This window comes from Pseudomonas sp. yb_9 (assembly GCF_043103635.1).
GTDB classification, from domain to species: domain Bacteria; phylum Pseudomonadota; class Gammaproteobacteria; order Pseudomonadales; family Pseudomonadaceae; genus Aquipseudomonas; species Aquipseudomonas monteilii.
In genome coordinates, this window is sequence record NZ_JBICKA010000045.1 from 81612 (window position 1) to 98603 (window position 16992).

Sequence of the window (16992 nt, forward strand, 5' to 3'; positions counted from 1 at the left end):
TGAGGCCCCCTTCGGGGGGCCTTTCTTCAACACCCACCGGAAGGCATCCGATCATGCGCATTATCGCCTTGGCGTTTTTGCTGTGCCTGGCCAGCGTGAGCGAAGCTGCACAAATGCCGCTGTCCGTCCTGCCGGGCGGTGCCGTGGTATTCAAGCCCATCCAGAGTGTGCGTGAGCGCAAGTTCGCTGACCTGGTACAACAGAAAACCGATTTCAGCTGCGGCGCCGCCGCACTGGCGACCATCCTGCGCCAGGCCTACTGGCTGGATGTGGACGAACACCAGATCATCGAAGGCATGCTGGCCCACGCCGACCAGGACCTGGTGCGCACGCAAGGCTTTTCGATGCTCGACATGAAGCGCTACGTGGAAAGCTTGGGCATGCGCGCCCGCGGCTACCGGGTAGCGCCCGACACTCTGCACAGCGTGCGCATTCCGGTCGTGGTGCTGATGGATGTGCGCGGCTACAAGCACTTCGTGGTCATGCAGAAGGTCGACAAAGGCTGGGTGTATGTCGGCGACCCGGTACTGGGCCATCGGCGTTACAAAGTCGACGACTTCCTCAAAGGTTGGAACGGCATCATCTTCGCCGTGATCGGCCAGGGTTACGACAAGAACAACGTCCTGCTCGACCCACCCCTGCCGCTGACCGCCAAGGGCCGGGTGAACAACTTCACCCCAGTGAAGGACACCGAGCTACTGGACTTCGGCTTCATCAAAAGCGACTTCTTCTAACGACTGTTCTAATGACAAGGAGCATGAAGCTCCAGGGAGCATTTCATGAAGACTTCATTGTGGCTGGCCATGGCCTGCCTGGCCGCCAGCCTGCCAAGCCACGCCGAGCCGTTGAAACCCATCGAACTGAAGGACCAGGAGCTGGCCAACCTGCGTGGCCGCTACGTGATGCCGGGGCGCATCGTGAGTTTCGGCATTGTCATGTCCAGCACCTGGCAAAATGCCAAAGGGGACGTGATCGGGGCGACCTCCACGCTGCAGGTCCAGCAATCGACCATCAAGCCCCAGTTCTATGTCTCGATGATTGATGAAAAAGGCACAGGTGCGGCGTCGAGCAACGCGTCTGCTGCGGGCACCGGCGTGGTGACCGGCGGCAACGGCCTTTCCACTACCGAAGGCGTCACCCAGGTGGTGCGGGCTGCCGGTGACAATAACACGGCCTACAACAACGTCGATATCAACGTCACCAAGGCCAACCAGGCCCCCGCCGTGCAACAGCAAGGCCAGGTGCTCGCTGCCGGCCAGACCCTGGTCGGCGAAAATGGCGCCGGCTCGCTCAGCGTGTCATCCAGCGGCGTGGGCGTGCAGCTCAACATCAACGCCAGCAACAACCAGGGCAGCAGCGTTCAGCGCCTGGCCCAAGGCGGCCTGATGCAGAACTCGACGCTGCTCGGTAACGGCAACCTGGTCAGCAACGTCACCTCATTGAACGTTGTCATGCGCGAGAGCGTACCGACCGCTGCGTCGCTGAACGGCAGCCTTGACCAGCTCAAAGGTCTACGTACCTTCGGATACTGATCTACGCTCTGTCTCATCAAAAGTAGTTGGAAGGGACGGCAACTCCATGTACCGATCTTTTACGCTTCGCGCTTTTGTTTGCTTGACTACCCTGGCACCCACCGCACTCTACGCAGCCGCCGACCCGCAGGTCGAAGCGCTGAAACAGGAACTGATAGAACTCAAGCGCCGTTACGAGGCGCAGCAACAGGCGCTGATGGTGCTTGAGCAGCGCGTGCGCCAGGTCGAGGAGGCCCCTGCGGCGGCGCCACCCAAACGCCTGGTCAAGTCCCCCGCCGAGGGGGTCAAGGGGGCGCAGACCGTTGCGTCTGGCGCACCAGGCACTACAGGCAGCTCCTACGGCCAGGCGCTGACGGCCGATTCGGAACCGGCGCAGAGCGTGTCCAACCTGTATGACGAGGCCAGCGGCTTCTTTGGCGGCGGCAAGTTCAGCTTCGAAACAGGTGTTACCTACACCCATTACGATACCCGGGCGCTCACGCTCAATGGCTTTCTGGCGCTGGACTCGATCTTCCTCGGCAGTATCAACCTCGACCGCATCAAGGCCGACAACTGGACCCTGGACATGACCGCGCGCTACAACCTGGCGCAGCGCTGGCAGTTCGACATCAACGTACCCGTGGTCTACCGCGAGTCCACCTACTCTTCTGGCGGCGCCGGTGGCGCCGGGGCCAGTACCTCGGATGCCACCGTTACCCGCGACCCTGAAATTGGCGATATCAACGTGGGTGTGGCCTATAAGTTCATCGACGAGGACGAAACCTGGCCAGACGCCGTCGCCACCCTGCGGGTCAAGGCACCGACCGGCAAGGACCCGTATGGCATCAAGCTGCGCGAGGTCGACGGCAACAGCAACCTGTCGGTACCGGACAGCCTGCCAACCGGCAACGGTGTGTGGTCGATCACGCCTGGCATCTCCCTGGTCAAGACCTTCGACCCAGCCGTGCTGTTCGGCAGCCTGTCGTACACCTACAATATGCAGGACTCGTTCAGCGATATCAGCCCACAGGTCAACAGCAAGGTGCCCGGTGACGTGAAACTCGGCGACTCCTGGCAGATTGGTGGCGGTATCGCCTTTGCCCTGAACGAAAAGATGAGTATGTCGTTCTCGGTGTCTGACCAGTTCGCCCGCAAAAGCAAGATCAAACCCGATGGCGGTGACTGGCAGTCCATCTCCAACAGTGACTACAACGCGGCCAACTTCAACGTCGGCCTGACCTTCGCTGCCACCAACAACCTCACCATCGTACCTAACCTGTCCATTGGTCTGACCGATGATGCGCCTGACTTTTCCTTCAGCCTGAAATTCCCCTACTACTTCTGATACTTGCCCTCAGCCTGGCCCGCGCAAGCGTGCCAGGCTTTTGGTTACCAGCCTTGTAGCGAACCGCTTTCCCTTCCCCGGCCTGTTATCATCCAGCACAGATGCATGACGATTTAATGGCAAAAGGGAAGTTTTTGTGAAGAACCTGTCCGACCACCCACGTACCCGGCTTGCCGCCTTGGCAGCCCTGGTGCTGGTGATCCCACTGGGTACGCGCGCCATGCTGGGTTGGTCCAACCCGCTCGGTTACCTGTCCGACCTCGCCCTCGGCAGCCTGCTGGTCTTGCTGCTGCACCGTCGGCCATGGTGGCTGGCCCTGCCCGTGCTGCTGGCCTGGGCTGCCCTGTGGGTGGCCTCGGCCGAACTCGTGAGCGCGGTGGGCCGGTTGCCCACCAGCGCCGACCTGACGTACCTCGTCGACCCGCAATTCATGGAGAACTCTACCGGCGGCGGCCTAGCCCATGCCTGGCTGCCCTGGGTAATGGGCGCAGGCCTGCTGGCCTGGCTGGCCACCGCTTGGCGTGGCCGCACCCGGCGCAGCCCGCCGCTGCCGCGCAAGGCCTGGGCCATTCCCGCGCTGCTGTTCGCTACCCACTGGGGCAGCCAGCAGCTGGTCCCCAGCGACGCCGATCAATGGCGGCAATACAACCTCACCCACCAACTGATGTCTGCCGGGGTGGGCACCCTGGAGCGCAAGGTCGAGGGCTGGATGGGCCGCACGCAAACGTTCACGCCGCTGGCCAGCAGCGGCCTGACGCAATCCGACCTGCATGGCCAGCGCCTACTGGCCGGGCCAGGCAGTGCTCGCAACCTGCTGGTCATCACGGTGGAAGGTATCCCCGGGGCCTACCTGCGGCCCAATCGCCAGGCCCTGCACAGCCGCTTCGACGAAGACCTGATGCCCAAGGTCAGCCAGTGGGCCGAGCGCGGCATGAACACCCCGGACTACGTGCTGCACACCCACCAGACCATCCGCGGCCTGTACGCGATGCTGTGTGGTGACTACGACAAACTGGCCAATGGCACGCCCAAGGGCGTCGAGCTGCTAACCCAGAACGAACGCAACCAGGCCTGCCTGCCGGCGCAACTGCGCCAGGCCGGCTTTACCACCCATTACCTGCAAGGGGCCGGCCTGCGCTTCATGGCCAAGGACCGCATCATGCCGCACATCGGCTTCGATTCGGTGCACGGCCTCGAGTGGTTCCGCAACAAGAACTACCTGGATTTCCCTTGGGGCAAGGATGACCGGGCCTTCTTCGAAGGTGCCCTGGATTACGTCGGCCAGCTGCAAAAGCAGGACAAACCCTGGATGCTGACCCTGCTTACCGTGGGCACGCACCAGCCGTATTCGGCACCCGCCGATTACCTGGAACGCTATGACACGCCCAAACAGGCTGCCGTGGCTTACCTGGACGATGCACTGGGGGCGTTTCTCGATAACCTGGAACGCCAGGGCGTGCTGAAGGACACGTTGGTGGTGGTGACCTCCGACGAATCCCACGGCATCGACGGTGTGCGCCTGGCCTCGTCCTGGGGCTTCAACCTCACCCTGGCGCCGGAGCAGGCGCAACTGCCCCACATCAAGCGCGGCACGTACGGCCATATCGACCTGGCCACCTCCGTGCTCGACTACTTTGCACTGCCCATTCCAATAGCGCTTGGTGGTCGCTCGCTGTACCGCGACTACGATACCGGCCGCGAAATGATTTCCTACACCAATGGCATGCTGCGCTATCACAACGGCCAGGGCGTCTTCACCGAATGTGACTTCCAGCAGCGCTGCCGGCGTTACGCCAGCGAGGGCTTCATTGCCGACCAGGCCCGCTATCTGGGCCCGGGCGACAGCCTGCTCGGCCAGCAGATCGGCGCTTTGGCCGGGGTACTCGACCAGTCCCTGCTGCAAACCCCGCTTAACCTGCGTTACCAGTTCGGCGGCCCTTCGCCGATCAAGCTGCGCAAGCGCATTCACGATGACTGGGCCGATAACCTGATCGGCGCCCAGTACCTTGAAATGCCGGAAGGCTCGCACACCCGCGTGCGGGTGAAGGTGCGCTCGCTGGACCCCAAGCGTGTCGCCTACATCCAGCTCAAGGCCAAGCAACTGGAGCAGGATGTGCCACTGGGCCTGCCTGCCGAGGTGAAGGTCACCGCCGACGAACCGCTGGAGATGGAGTTCAGCTTCGACAACCCGACCGAACGCAAAGCGTTTTCCTTCCATTTGCTGGGGTATGGCGGCGGTAAGGTGGAAGTCAGCGACTTCAGCGTGATCACCGCGCTGCCCGGAGAGGATGACGCCGCAGATGAACTGACCGAGGGCCACATTGCCCATTCGGGCTAAGCGGATAACCACTCATCGCCCGGCTACCGGTGCCTGTCGAATCGGCAAACGCGTGCTCGACTAGTGTGTGAATCCCCAGTGTGGAGACAGCACCATGAGCACAAGCGAAAGCAGGCACCCGGTGGTTTCCCGTAGCCAGTGGCTGGCAGCACGCCGGCAACTTTGGCTGCACGAAAAGGCCTTTACCCACCACCGCGACGCGCTGTCCGCAGCGCGGCGCGCCCTGCCCTGGGTCAAGGTCGAGCAAGGCTATCGCTTCCAGGGGCCGGACGGGGAACTGAGCCTGGCTGACCTGTTCGCAGGCCGCAGCCAGCTACTGCTTTATCACTTCATGTTCGCCGAAGGCTGGAGTGAAGGCTGCACCGGCTGTTCGTTCCTGGCCGACCACTTTGACGGCGCCAACCTGCACCTGGCGCACCACGACGTGTCGCTGGTGGCGGTGTCGCGGGCCCCCTATGCCGAATTTCAGGCGTTTCGCCGCCGCATGGGCTGGCAGTTCCCGTGGTACTCGTCACAGGGCAGTGGTTTCAACGAGGACTTTGGCGTCAGTGTGGGCAGCGAGGGAGAACGGCAGTACAACTATGAGCCGTATGACGGCAGTGAAAGCGAGTTGCCTGGCCTGAGCGCGTTCTACCGTGAAGCGGACGGCAGCGTTTACCACACCTACTCGACCTATGCCCGTGGGCTGGACATCCTGGTCAACACCTACAACTTCCTGGACATTGCGCCACTGGGGCGCAACGAAGGCGGGACCATGGACTGGGTGCGGCACCATGACCGGTATGAAGGGCAGCCAGAAAAGCCCCACTGCTGCCACACCTGAGCTCCAAGGCACCACACACGCCAGCTCCCACAAGGGACGCGTTTAGTCAGCCGCGCACGCCCAGCATCCCGCGTTCGACGATAAAGTCGATCACCGCCTGCAACCCCTCGCCCTTCTTCAGGTTGCTGAACGTCCACGGCCGCTGCGGGCGCATGCGCTGGGTGTCGCGCTCCATCACTTCCAGCGAAGCCCCCACATAGGGCGCCAGATCAGTCTTGTTGATCACCAGGAAGTCCGACTTGGTAATACCCGGGCCGCCCTTGCGCGGAATCTTCTCGCCCTCAGCCACGTCGATCACATAGATCGTCAGGTCGGCCAGCTCCGGGCTGAACGTGGCGCTGAGGTTGTCACCGCCGCTTTCCACGAAAATGACCTCAAGGTTACCGAACTTGCGCGCCAGCGCCTCAACGGCGGCCAGGTTCATCGAGGCGTCTTCGCGGATGGCCGTGTGCGGGCAACCGCCGGTTTCCACGCCCACGATGCGCTCCGGCTCCAGGGCGCCGGCTTCGGTGAGGATGCGCTGGTCTTCCTTGGTGTAGATGTCATTGGTAACCACAGCGATCTGGTAGTGATCGCGCATGGCCTTGCACAGCGCTTCCAGCAGTGCGGTCTTGCCAGAGCCGACCGGGCCGCCGACACCGACGCGCAGGGGTTGTTGATAGCTTTGCATGAAGGCAGTCCTCAGGAACGGAACAAACGGGTGTATTGGGTTTCGTGACGCGATGAGGCAATGGCCAGCAATGGCAGGCCGCCACCGAGCTGGTCATCGGCCAGCGCCAGGGCCTGGTCAAGTGCAGCGGGCAATTCGGTGCCCAGGTCGCGCAGCAAGGTCTGGGCCGCCTGCTGGCCGAACGGCACCAGCTTGACCCCGGCCATGACCGCGCCTTCGAGCCAGGCAAAGCCATGGCCCAGGGCCAGCTGACGCAGTGGAATGCCCCAGTGCGCAGCCAACCAGGCCATACCGCCCAACTGGGTCAGTTCAAGGCTGGCGCGCCATGCGGGTGACTGGCCCAGTTGCCAGCCGTCGAGCAGCCGCGCCAAGGCCGCACCACGCTGCTGCTCTTCCAGGCGCAGCTCGGCGGTTTCGCGGTTGGCCAGCAAGAAGCGGCTCCAGTGGCTGAAGGCCTCGGCGTCCTCGGCCTGACACGCGTGATACAGGCGCGCCAGCACCGGCCAGTCCAGGCACGCCAAGGTGTCTTCGACCTGCTCGCGCTGCCAGGCAGCGAAGCCGTCCACGCCTTTCACCCAGCCCGCCTCGACCGCCCACTCCAGGCCTTGCGAATACGTAAAGCCGCCCACCGGCAGGCCGGGGCTGGCCAGCTGCAACAGGCGCAGCAACGCCAGGTCGCTGTCCATCAACCGGCCAGCACCAGCGCGGCACCGGCTAGCAGGCCACCACCGAAGGCTTTCTGCAGGCCACTGTGCCGGCGCAGCAGGCACCCGACGGCGAAGCCCACCGCCAACAGCAAGCCGCTGACCGTGACAAAGCCGGCGCTGAACTGCCAGAACGCGCTTGGCGTGGCTTCCACGCCATGGGCCCAGCCGTGGAACAGGGCAAACACCGGCATGGCCATGGCCAGCAGCAACTGCCGGCTCGGTAGCAGCACCGCCCCGGCGGCCACCAGCAGCGACACGGCAATCAGGGTTTCCATGCCCAGCACGTCACCGAACAAGTGGCCAAAGACTGCCCCGCCAAACATCGCCGCCAGGGTTGCCAAGGGCAGCATCAGGCTACGTCGGGTCAGTGCAGCGAGTACGCCAGTGCCCAACAGCATCAGCAGGTGGTCAAGGCCCGTCAGCGGGTGCAGCAGGCCATCGTGCAACGGATTGCTGTCATGCCCAGGGTGAGCGAAAGCCGGCAGCGCCAGCATCAGCAGAAACAGGGCGAAGGTCTTTTTCATGGGTTGCTCCAGGGCAGTTCAGGAATGGGCAGGCAGGCGAACGAACGGGTGATCGTTGCCGTGGGCATGGTTGTGGCCATGCGGCGCGCTCTGGTAGGCGCCCGCTTCGGGCTCGAACGGCGCCTGTTCAGCCTCCACCGTCAGGCCCAGACCACACAGCATGTCGTCCAGCACATGGTCGTGCTGAAAACGCAGCAGGCCAGGCTCGATCTGCAGGGGCACGTGGCGGTTCCCCAGGTGATAGGCCGCACGGGCCAACAGGTGCGGGTCGGCACAGCGCACCGTCGACACCGTTTCGGGTGCCGCCAGCACGCGAATCAGCTGGCTGCCATCGGCATCGGCAAGCAACTCTCCCCCGCGTAGCAGGTGGCCGCGTTCGAGCATCAGGCCGGCTTCGCGGCCATCGTCCAGGGTCACGCGCAGGCGGCTCTTGATACGGCTGTCCACATCCAGGGTGACAGTGCCGGTTTCGGTGAGCGTGCCGGGCTCGGTGATGCGGCGGGTCAAGACAATCATTGGTACTCCTTCAAAACAGGAAATAACGCTGGGCCAGCGGCAACTCGCTGGCCGGCTCGCAGACCAGCAGCTCGCCATCGGCACGCACCTGGTAGGTTTGCGCATCGACCTCGATCAGCGGCTGCAAGGTGTTGTGGACCATGTCCGGCTTGCGCACGCGGCGGCAGCCGTTGACCACGCCTATCAGGCTGCGCAGGTTCAGCTCCTCTGCCAGGCCGCGGTCCATGGCCGCCTGGGGCAGGAAGGTCATGCGCGTGGCATGCCGCGCCGCGCCCAGAGCGCCGAACATGGGCCGGTAGTACACCGGCTGCGGCGTGGGGATGGAGCCGTTGATATCGCCCATGGGTGCGGTGACGATCATTCCACCCTTGATCACCAGCGCCGGCTTGACCGCGAAGAACGCCGGCGACCACAGCACCAGGTCGGCCAGCTTGCCCGCCTCCACCGACCCCACTTCGTGGCCGATGCCATGGGTGAGTGCCGGGTTGATGGTGTACTTGGCGATGTAGCGCTTGACCCGGAAGTTATCGCTGTAGGCGGTGTCGGGCGCCAGAGGCCCACGGCGAAGCTTCATCTGGTGCGCGACCTGCCAGGTACGCAATACCACTTCCCCGACCCGGCCCATGGCCTGGGAGTCGGACGACGTCATGGCAAAGGCGCCCATGTCGTGGAGAATGTCCTCGGCTGCGATGGTTTCGCGGCGGATGCGTGATTCGGCAAAGGCCACGTCCTCGGCAATGCTTGGGTCAAGGTGGTGGCAGACCATCAGCATGTCCAGGTGCTCGTCGACGGTGTTGACCGTGTACGGTAGGGTCGGGTTGGTCGAGGAAGGCAACACGTTGGCCTGCCCCGCCGCGCGGATGATGTCCGGCGCATGGCCACCGCCGGCACCTTCGGTGTGGAAGGTATGGATGGTGCGGTCGCCGATGGCCGCCAAGGTGTCTTCGATGCAACCGGATTCGTTGAGTGTGTCGGTGTGGATCGCCACCTGGATGTCCATTTCCTCGGCCACGCCCAGGCAACAGTCGATGGCGGCCGGCGTCGAGCCCCAGTCCTCATGCAGCTTGAGGCCCACCGCACCAGCCGCAATCTGCTCACGCAGCGCTTCAGGCCGCGAGGCATTGCCCTTGCCCAGCAAACCGATGTTGATCGGCAGGCTGTCGGCGGCCTGCAGCATGCGCGCCAGGTACCAGGGGCCGGGCGTGCAGGTGGTGGCATTGGTGCCGGTGGCCGGCCCGGTGCCGCCGCCGATGAAGGTGGTGACGCCACTGTTCAGCGCCTCGTCCACCTGCTGCGGGCAGATGAAATGGATATGCGAGTCCACGCCGCCGGCGGTGACGATCTTGCCCTCGGCCGCGATCACTTCGGTACCTGGCCCGACCGGTACGTTCACGCCCGGCTGCACATCGGGGTTGCCGGCCTTGCCGATCACCGCGATACGCCCGTGCTTGATGCCGATATCGGCCTTGACGATGCCCCAGTGGTCGATGATCAGCGCGTTGGTCAGCACCAGGTCCATGGCTTCGGCGGCCAGCATCTGACCTTGCCCCATGCCGTCGCGGATCACCTTGCCGCCGCCGAACTTCACTTCTTCGCCATAGATCGTGAAGTCCTTCTCTACCTCAACCCACAGCGCCGTGTCGGCCAGCCGCACGCGGTCGCCCACCGTGGGGCCGAACATGTCGGCATAGGCCTGGCGGGAAATACGGCTCATACCTTGCCCTCCAGTGCACCCATCACCTTGCCCTGGAAGCCGTAGACCTCACGCTTGCCGGCGTAGGCCACCAATTGCACGGTGCGCGCCTGGCCTGGCTCGAAACGCACGGCAGTGCCGGCCGGAATGTCCAGACGAAAGCCCAGGGTGGGCGCTCTGTCGAACACCAACGCGTCGTTGACTTCGTAGAAGTGGTAATGCGAGCCGACCTGCACCGGCCGGTCACCGTGGTTGGCCACGCTGACGCTGACGGTTTCCCGGCCACTGTTCAGTTCGATGTCGCCAGCAGCGACCTGGATTTCACCTGGAATCATGCGGGGCTCCTTGGCAGGTTCAGACGATGGGGTCATGCACGGTCACCAGCTTGGTGCCATCCGGGAAGGTCGCTTCGACCTGCACGTCGTGGAGCATTTCGGCAATGCCGGGCATCACCTGCTCGCGGGTCAGCACTTCGCGCCCCAGGCTCATCAACTCGGCCACGGTGCGGCCATCGCGTGCGCCTTCGAGCACGGCGGCGCTGATCAGCGCCACCGCTTCCGGGTAGTTCAGCTTCAGGCCACGGGCCAGGCGCCGTTCCGCCAGCAGTGCGGCGGTAAACAGCAGCAGTTTGTCTTTCTCTCTCGGGGTCAGCTCCATGGCGCTCTCTCAGGTGGCCCAAATGCGTGGTGGGCAAGCTGGCAGGCCAAGGACGGCCGGGCGCAGCACATGCCACAGGCGTTGCAGGGTGCGTTGCAGGTGTTGGTTGTCGTGGTCGAGCACACGGATGACCAGCAACGAACCCAGCAGGGTCGCGCCGGCCGGGGTGGCCAGCTCATCCAGCAGCGGGCGAACTTGCTCCAGCACCGCCTGGTCGGCCGGTGCTGCACAGAACGTGGCGAGCAGCGGGTGGCCGCCGAGCTTGTCCAGGCGCCCGCCTTCGATGCGCAGGCGTTCGTGCAGGCCGACTTCGTCGGGCAGTTCAATGTGCAAACGGCTGTCCAGCCTGCCCTGCTCGAAACGCTCGTTCATGACCGGGCGCCCGAGACACAAGGTTTCCCAGGCCAGCAGCCGCGCCCCGGGTTCCAGGGTGAAACGGCTGTCGAGGCTGGCGCGGGCGCCGGAGAAGAAAATGCTGTCTTGCGGCAGCCATTCCAGGGTGCTGCCCGCCGCCAGCCGAAAACGCTGGGTCAGCCGTGCGGTGGGGCCGATGCTGCGGTAGAACTTGCTGGCGCCGGGCATGGTCAGCAGCGCGTGGCTGCCAGGTTCCAGGTGGATATCCAGTTCCAGGCGGTCGCCGGCGACGATGCCTCCCGGCGGGTGCAACACATAGACATGGCACGGGGCACCTTCAGGATAGAAAGGCCGCTGCACCAAAAGAGGTCCGAAATGGCGCCACGCACCAAGGCGGGTCACGTCGTCGCGCCTGACAAAGCGCAACTGCAGGTGGGCGCTCCAGCCTGCATCGTCTTGTTGTTGTTCGATCTGCTCCGCGAGCGACATCCTGCGGCCCCTGAAATTCGTGGCCTGCTGGCCGTTTAGAGGGTCCGGCGCGGGCGGCTGCTAGCGCGCACGGCCTGACCACTCGATCAAATTCGCAGGCTGGATATAGCAGTTTGCGGGCCAACTTCGCAGGTGAAGGCAGATGAAACTTTTCTCAAAGCCGCTCTGGCACAGGGCATACGGGGGAATTGCGCACAAAGCGGGGGCGCGCACTGGCCCTGTTTCGGTGCCAGCAGAAATGCAATCGGGGCTGCAAAGCGGCCCCGAATACATCAAGACTCAGTAGTCGAAGCGGTCCACCGCACGGCGGCGTTCGTTGTCATCGCGCCGGTCGTAGATGGCCGTGGTCTGGATATTGGCATGGTGTGCCAGCTTCTGCGCAATCGACAGGTCGTGCTCTTCGATCACCCGGGTAATGAATGCCCGACGGAAGTCATGCGGCATGATCTTCACCCCCACCTGCGCACCGCGCTGGCGGGCGATGTAGTAGATGGCATGTTTGGTAATGCGCGCCCGGGTAATGTGGCTGCCACGGCGGATGCGGTTGAACAGGAACGGGTCATCTTCCGCACCGGCAGGCAGGTCCTGGCGGCGCAGGTCGAGCCAAGCCTGCAACTTCTCGAATGCCCATGGCGGGGCATACTTGACCAATTGGTGGTTGCCCTTGCCCACCACCTGCAGGCTACGCGCCTGGAAATCGACCTGGTTCAGGTCGATGTCGACCGACTCCGACTTGCGCATGCCGGTACCGTACAGCAAGGCAATGATCGCGGCATCGCGTACGCCTTGCGGCCGAGGGTCGGCCGCGCACACATCCATCAGCTCGCGAATCAGGCTGCGCCGCAAGTTGCGCCCGGGTGGCAGGCGAGTGCCAGTGGCCGGCTTGACCTCGCGAATGCGCAACAGCTGCTCATGATCGATCAGGCCCTGCCGCCAGGCCTCGTTCATCACCCCGCGAATCGCGTTGACGTACAGCGACGAGCTGTTGGGGGCATATCCGTCGGCACGCAGGGCAGCCACCAGCGCAATCACATGGCCGGGTTCGAGCCGATGCCAAGGCACATCGACGATGTTGCAGTCGACAAAGCCCAGCCGGTCGGCGGCGTCCTGAAGGATGTAGCGCATGGTTTGCTGGCTGGATGGGGCCAGGCGGGCCATGTACTGCAGCAGGGGATTGTTGGAGAGATCGGACAAAACGTGAATCCTGTAGCGAAGCGGCGGCCGGTATTGAGCCGGCCAGCATCTGAAGCAAGTCGAAACGATTGATGAACAAGGGCCAATGACGTTTCAAGCGCACGCCATTCGAACCCGAAGCAGTGCCATCATCTTGATATTCAGGGACTTATAGCTGAACGGGCCAGATCTTAACCCATTTACAGCGTCGAGGGCCGCCCGTACGGCGCTAAGCCGGCCAGCCAACTAAATGGCCGTCGGCCACCACCCTGGGAACATCTGCTGCACCCGGGGCTCGGCGAAGCGCTCATCAATCAGCACCAGTACGCCACGGTCCTGGTCACCTCGGATAACCCGGCCCGCCGCCTGGATCACCTTGCGCACCCCCGGGTAGAGATAGGCGTAATCGAACCCCGCACCAAACTGCCGCCCAAGGCGCTGCTTGAACTGCTCGTTGACCGGGTTGACCTGCGGCAGCCCGAGAGTGGCGACAAAGGCGCCGATCAGCCGCGTGCCCGGTAAATCCACCCCCTCACCGAAAGCACCGCCCAATACGGCAAAGCCGATGCCCTGCCCGTCGCTGACAAAACGATCGAGAAATGCCTGACGGGCCGCCTCGTCCATGCCCGGTTCCTGAGCCCATTGCGGAATCTGCGGATGCTGCTCTGCCAACAGCCCTGCCACCTGCTGCAGGTATTCGAAACTGCTGAAGAACGCCAGGTAGTTGCCCGGCATCCGCTCATACTGCCGGGCCATCAGCTCGACGATTGGCGCCAGAGAGGCGTGACGCTGCTGGTAACGGGTAGACACCTGGCTGGCAATCCGCACCTCAAGTTGCTCTGCGCGAAACGGCGCAGCCACTTCCAGCCAGGCGGTGTCGGCTGGCATGCCCAGCAGGTCGCTGTAGAAATGCCGCGGGGTCAATGTGGCGGAAAACAGCGTCACGCTACGCGCCGCCTGCATGCGCGGGGCCAGCAGGCGCGCGGGGGTGACATTGCGCAGGCACAGCGTGGCCAGCCGGCGCTTGCGTGGGCCCTGGCGCTGGCTGATGTCGAACAGGAAGTGCTCGTCGAACAGCTCGGCCACCCGGGTGAATTGCAAGGCATGGTAGAAGAACTGCAACACCTGCGGGTCCATGTGTGCGGGCGCCTGATTCATCTGATCCTGAATCAGCCCGATGCACTGCTGCAAGGCACGCAGCAAGCCTTCGGGCACCGACTCGCTGGCCTTGTACGGTGCACGCTGCTCTTTATACAGTGCATTCCATTGGCGGTTCAGCCGGTCCAGCGCACTGCCAAGCCCGGGTGGTTTGCTCTGGCGTAACGCCAGCAACTGGCCCTGGTCGAGGCTGGCGCTGTACATGCCGCGCCCACGCTCGACCAGGTTGTGCGCCTCGTCCACCAGCACGGCAACGCGCCACTGGTTGAGCTGGGCAAGGCTGTACAGCAGCGCATGCGCATCGAAGTAGTAGTTGTAGTCGGCGACCAGCACGTCGACCCAGCGGGCCATCTCCTGGCCCAGGTAGTAAGGGCATACCTGATGTGCCAAGGCCACTTCGCGCAGGTTGGCGCGGTCGAGCAGCGGCCGTGCTGCCGCCGCTTCGCGCGCCGCCGGCAAGCGGTCGTAGAAACCCGCCGCCAATGGGCAGGACTCGCCATGACAGGCCTTGTCCGGGTGCTCGCAGGCTTTGTCGCGGGCGATCAGCTCCAGTGTGCGCAACGCGGGCTGCGGCGTTGCTTCGGTAATCTGGCGCATGGCATCCAGCGCCAGCGCCCGGCCCGGCGTCTTGGCCGTAAGAAAGAACAGTTTGTCCAGCTGCTGCGGCACCATGGCCTTGAGCAGCGGGAACAAGGTCCCGAGGGTCTTGCCAATGCCGGTGCTGGCCTGGGCCATCAGGCAACGGCCGGTACTCACCGCCTTGTACAAGGTTTCGGCCAATTGCCGTTGGCCCTGGCGGAACTGTGGGTAGGGAAAGCTCAGTGCCTGAAGGCCCTGGTCGCGTTCGGCCAGACGTCGTTGCTGGCATTGAGCCCAGCCCAGAAAGCGCTGACACTGGATTTCGAAGAAGGCCCGCAGTTCAGTCGCCGTGTAATGCTCACTGAACAGCGTCTGCCCATCGCTGTCGACGTCCAGGTACACCAACGTCACCTCAATGGCTGGCAGTTGACGTGCCTGACACATCAGCCAGCCATAGACCTTGGCCTGCGCCCAGTGCAACTGCCGGTGGTTGGCCGGCCGGCGCGCCAGGTCGCCACGGTGTGTCTTGATCTCTTCCAGGCGATTGCTGGCCGGGTCATAACCGTCGGCACGGCCGCGCACCTTGAGGGTTTCGAACTGGCCTTCGAGGGTAATTTCCGACTCGTAGCCGGCAGCACGCCGTGCCACTACCCGCTGGTGCCCTTCAATGCCCTCTTGAGCGGTGGGCGACGGGGTGAAGCGCAGGTCCAGGTCACCCACCTTGGCACTGAACTCGCACAAGGCGCGCACCGCCACGCTGTAGCTCAAGGTGTGTCGCACCAGCGCACATGGCACACCGCGACCGGTAGCCCGTGTTGCCGGCAGAATTCCAGCCAGCGCAGTTGGTTATCCTGCAGGCGGTCACCTGGGCCCTTCACCTCGACCATGCGATAACGGCCCTGCTCGGGCCAGAACTGGATCAGGTCGGGCATGCCGGCACGGTTGCTGCGAATGTCCTGCAACAGGCGCAGGAAGCACTGCTTCAACTGGGCCGCTGGCAGGCAAGCCAAGGCCTGTTCCAGCAGTTCCTCGCTGAGCATGGACCAGAACACGAATGGCGACTGCAAACCCTGCTTGGCCTTGTAGCAGTCGAGAATCGCCTGGTGATGGCTGCCATCGTCGAGCCGACCGAGGCAGTGATCGAACAGCGCACTGCGCCGTTGCTGGAAGTCGCTGTCGTGCAGGTCTTGCGGCCCTGCCTGGAACGGGTTGAAGAACGCGCCGGGCACCGGCGCGAAGATGGCCTCCCAGCACAACAGGCCAAACAGGCTGTTGAACAGCGTGTTCTCCACGTAGTGTGCCTGGCCTCCCGCTTGTGCCAGATGCTGGCGGACGGCTTCCTCCACGCCGAGTGCTGCGTGCTCGCGGGGCAGTTCGAGTTCGATCAGCTCCAGTGGCGCAACCCGCTGGCGCCGCTGTGGCGGGCCGCCGAGTTTTCGCGCCAGGCGCGGCAGCATGCGCTCCAGCGCCTGCACTTCCAGCGCATTGGCAGGTGCCGCAGCCAGCTGCAACGCCAATGCGTGGGCCTGGGGCCACTGTTCGCTGCGCTCCAGCACCCGCACCTGGCGGATACGCGCCTGGGCATGGTTGCACTGCGCATACACGGCCATGGCCAGGTCCCATTCAGCCAGGCGCTCGCAGTGTTGGCCCAGGGCGAATTGCAGCCGCGCATGGCGCCGGGCCAGCCAGGGGTTGTCGCTGTGCAGGCCCTGCAAGGCGGCGAGGATGGGCAGCGGGTCGCCGCCCTGCTCCAGCCGCTCGGCGCACTGGTGCAGCGCCATGGCCAGGTCGACTTCGGCACGTTGCTGCAAGGCGCGTGAATCGGTGCTGAACGGTACCTGCTCGTACCGCAGCACCCCCAGGTCGGCGAGGACGAAGTCAGACCAGTCCTGGTACAGGTTGCCGAAAAACAGCAAGCGCATGCGGTCGCACAGGGGCTGCAGGCACCACTGGACAATGCGTACTTCGCTGTCGGGGAACCACTCGCTCAGTGGTCGGGCAGCCAGTTCCAAGGGTTGCAGCTGTGCCAGCAGGTCCTGCTTGGCGGCGCGGGGGCGGGTCAATAGCGGGGCGAAGCAATGGGCCAGCTCGTCTTTGCGCAGCAAGGCGAACAGTTGCTCCAGCGCCAGTTGCTCGGGCTCGCGTACCCAGCCGAGCGCCTGCAACGGCTGCAGCGCCAGCACGGTATCGCCGATTTCGACGTAGTCCAGCCGGTCGCTGCGAAACAACTCGCCCTTGCGCATGACCATGCGCACCATCAAGGCCTGAGCTGGCGCCTCCAGTTGGTTGAAGGCCTGGATGAACGCCAGCTCCTGTTCATCGAGCAGGTCCTGGTAGCGCTGTTCTACCCACAGCAGCACCTGGCGGAAATTGTGCAGGTAGTAGAACGGGTCGTCGACGGAATGAGCGATCACAAATACAGAGTCAGGCGGCTGGAACAAATACTGGTTATACA

At 64.0% G+C, this 16992-nt stretch carries 16 protein-coding genes; 5 read left to right on the forward strand and 11 right to left on the reverse strand.

Annotated elements, in window-relative coordinates; genetic code table 11:
* Positions 1–53: 53 nt before the first annotated feature.
* The 5 genes from ACF8MI_RS12605 to ACF8MI_RS12625 all read left to right on the forward strand — a co-directional run bounded on the left by ACF8MI_RS12605 (position 54) and on the right by ACF8MI_RS12625 (position 6017).
* Positions 54–734: a C39 family peptidase gene (locus ACF8MI_RS12605; RefSeq protein WP_060498974.1), complete on the forward strand. Its 681-nt coding sequence runs from the start codon at positions 54–56 to the stop codon at positions 732–734.
* 45 nt (positions 735–779) lie between these two features.
* Positions 780–1532 carry a hypothetical protein gene (locus ACF8MI_RS12610; RefSeq protein WP_104834828.1) on the forward strand — a complete coding sequence of 251 codons (753 nt, stop codon included), beginning with the start codon at positions 780–782 and terminating at the stop codon, positions 1530–1532.
* A gap of 46 nt (positions 1533–1578) precedes the next feature.
* Positions 1579–2856, forward strand: coding sequence for a hypothetical protein (locus ACF8MI_RS12615; RefSeq protein ID WP_060498972.1), 1278 nt, complete (start codon positions 1579–1581; stop codon positions 2854–2856).
* 136 nt (positions 2857–2992) lie between these two features.
* The gene (locus ACF8MI_RS12620; RefSeq protein ID WP_200928467.1) at positions 2993–5194 is read left to right on the forward strand and encodes an LTA synthase family protein; all 2202 of its coding nucleotides are present in this window, start codon (positions 2993–2995) and stop codon (positions 5192–5194) included.
* Between the two features lie 94 nt (positions 5195–5288).
* Positions 5289–6017, forward strand: a complete 729-nt coding sequence (locus ACF8MI_RS12625; protein ID WP_060498970.1) for a thioredoxin family protein — start codon at positions 5289–5291, stop codon at positions 6015–6017.
* Positions 6018–6063: 46 nt separating this feature from the next.
* Here ACF8MI_RS12625 and ureG read toward each other — a convergent pair whose 3' ends face one another.
* From ureG to ACF8MI_RS12680, 11 genes are all read right to left on the reverse strand, one after another.
* Complete coding sequence (ureG, locus tag ACF8MI_RS12630) at positions 6064–6687, reverse strand: urease accessory protein UreG (RefSeq protein WP_010953755.1); 624 nt, start codon at positions 6685–6687, stop codon at positions 6064–6066.
* Positions 6688–6698: 11 nt separating this feature from the next.
* Complete coding sequence (locus ACF8MI_RS12635) at positions 6699–7373, reverse strand: urease accessory protein UreF (RefSeq protein WP_104834831.1); 675 nt, start codon at positions 7371–7373, stop codon at positions 6699–6701.
* Positions 7373–7918, reverse strand: coding sequence for a HupE/UreJ family protein (locus ACF8MI_RS12640; protein WP_060498968.1), 546 nt, complete (start codon positions 7916–7918; stop codon positions 7373–7375). Before ACF8MI_RS12640 ends, ACF8MI_RS12635 begins: the two co-directional genes overlap by 1 nt.
* 18 nt (positions 7919–7936) lie before the next feature.
* On the reverse strand, positions 7937–8434 hold the full coding sequence (ureE, locus tag ACF8MI_RS12645) for an urease accessory protein UreE (RefSeq protein ID WP_200928468.1): 498 nt from the start codon (positions 8432–8434) through the stop codon (positions 7937–7939).
* A 10-nt stretch (positions 8435–8444) separates the two neighbouring features.
* Positions 8445–10148, reverse strand: a complete 1704-nt coding sequence (ureC, locus tag ACF8MI_RS12650; protein ID WP_200928469.1) for an urease subunit alpha — start codon at positions 10146–10148, stop codon at positions 8445–8447.
* Positions 10145–10462, reverse strand: a complete 318-nt coding sequence (locus tag ACF8MI_RS12655) for an urease subunit beta (protein ID WP_060498965.1) — start codon at positions 10460–10462, stop codon at positions 10145–10147. Before ACF8MI_RS12655 ends, ureC begins: the two co-directional genes overlap by 4 nt.
* 19 nt (positions 10463–10481) lie before the next feature.
* Positions 10482–10784, reverse strand: a complete 303-nt coding sequence (locus ACF8MI_RS12660) for an urease subunit gamma (protein ID WP_003253929.1) — start codon at positions 10782–10784, stop codon at positions 10482–10484.
* A gap of 9 nt (positions 10785–10793) precedes the next feature.
* Positions 10794–11627: an urease accessory protein UreD gene (locus tag ACF8MI_RS12665; protein ID WP_060498964.1), complete on the reverse strand. Its 834-nt coding sequence runs from the start codon at positions 11625–11627 to the stop codon at positions 10794–10796.
* Positions 11628–11906: 279 nt separating this feature from the next.
* The gene (gene xerC, locus ACF8MI_RS12670; protein ID WP_060498963.1) at positions 11907–12821 is read right to left on the reverse strand and encodes a tyrosine recombinase XerC; all 915 of its coding nucleotides are present in this window, start codon (positions 12819–12821) and stop codon (positions 11907–11909) included.
* Positions 12822–13046: 225 nt separating this feature from the next.
* Complete coding sequence (locus ACF8MI_RS12675; protein ID WP_200929466.1) at positions 13047–15305, reverse strand: ATP-dependent DNA helicase; 2259 nt, start codon at positions 15303–15305, stop codon at positions 13047–13049.
* Positions 15302–16951, reverse strand: a complete 1650-nt coding sequence (locus tag ACF8MI_RS12680; protein ID WP_104835461.1) for a VRR-NUC domain-containing protein — start codon at positions 16949–16951, stop codon at positions 15302–15304. Before ACF8MI_RS12680 ends, ACF8MI_RS12675 begins: the two co-directional genes overlap by 4 nt.
* Between the last annotated feature and the right edge of the window lie 41 nt (positions 16952–16992).

What these genes read in the sequence shown, in the direction of transcription:
- ureG (WP_010953755.1), bottom strand. Translation starts at nt 6,687, where the DNA reads ATGCAAAGCTATCAACAACCCCTGCGCGTCGGTGTCGGCGGCCCGGTC.
- ureC (WP_200928469.1), bottom strand. Translation starts at nt 10,148, where the DNA reads ATGAGCCGTATTTCCCGCCAGGCCTATGCCGACATGTTCGGCCCCACG.
- ACF8MI_RS12655 (WP_060498965.1), bottom strand. Translation starts at nt 10,462, where the DNA reads ATGATTCCAGGTGAAATCCAGGTCGCTGCTGGCGACATCGAACTGAAC.
- ACF8MI_RS12610 (WP_104834828.1), top strand. Translation starts at nt 780, where the DNA reads ATGAAGACTTCATTGTGGCTGGCCATGGCCTGCCTGGCCGCCAGCCTG.
- ACF8MI_RS12660 (WP_003253929.1), bottom strand. Translation starts at nt 10,784, where the DNA reads ATGGAGCTGACCCCGAGAGAGAAAGACAAACTGCTGCTGTTTACCGCC.
- ACF8MI_RS12625 (WP_060498970.1), top strand. Translation starts at nt 5,289, where the DNA reads ATGAGCACAAGCGAAAGCAGGCACCCGGTGGTTTCCCGTAGCCAGTGG.
- ACF8MI_RS12615 (WP_060498972.1), top strand. Translation starts at nt 1,579, where the DNA reads ATGTACCGATCTTTTACGCTTCGCGCTTTTGTTTGCTTGACTACCCTG.
- ACF8MI_RS12635 (WP_104834831.1), bottom strand. Translation starts at nt 7,373, where the DNA reads ATGGACAGCGACCTGGCGTTGCTGCGCCTGTTGCAGCTGGCCAGCCCC.
- ureE (WP_200928468.1), bottom strand. Translation starts at nt 8,434, where the DNA reads ATGATTGTCTTGACCCGCCGCATCACCGAGCCCGGCACGCTCACCGAA.
- ACF8MI_RS12605 (WP_060498974.1), top strand. Translation starts at nt 54, where the DNA reads ATGCGCATTATCGCCTTGGCGTTTTTGCTGTGCCTGGCCAGCGTGAGC.
- ACF8MI_RS12640 (WP_060498968.1), bottom strand. Translation starts at nt 7,918, where the DNA reads ATGAAAAAGACCTTCGCCCTGTTTCTGCTGATGCTGGCGCTGCCGGCT.
- ACF8MI_RS12665 (WP_060498964.1), bottom strand. Translation starts at nt 11,627, where the DNA reads ATGTCGCTCGCGGAGCAGATCGAACAACAACAAGACGATGCAGGCTGG.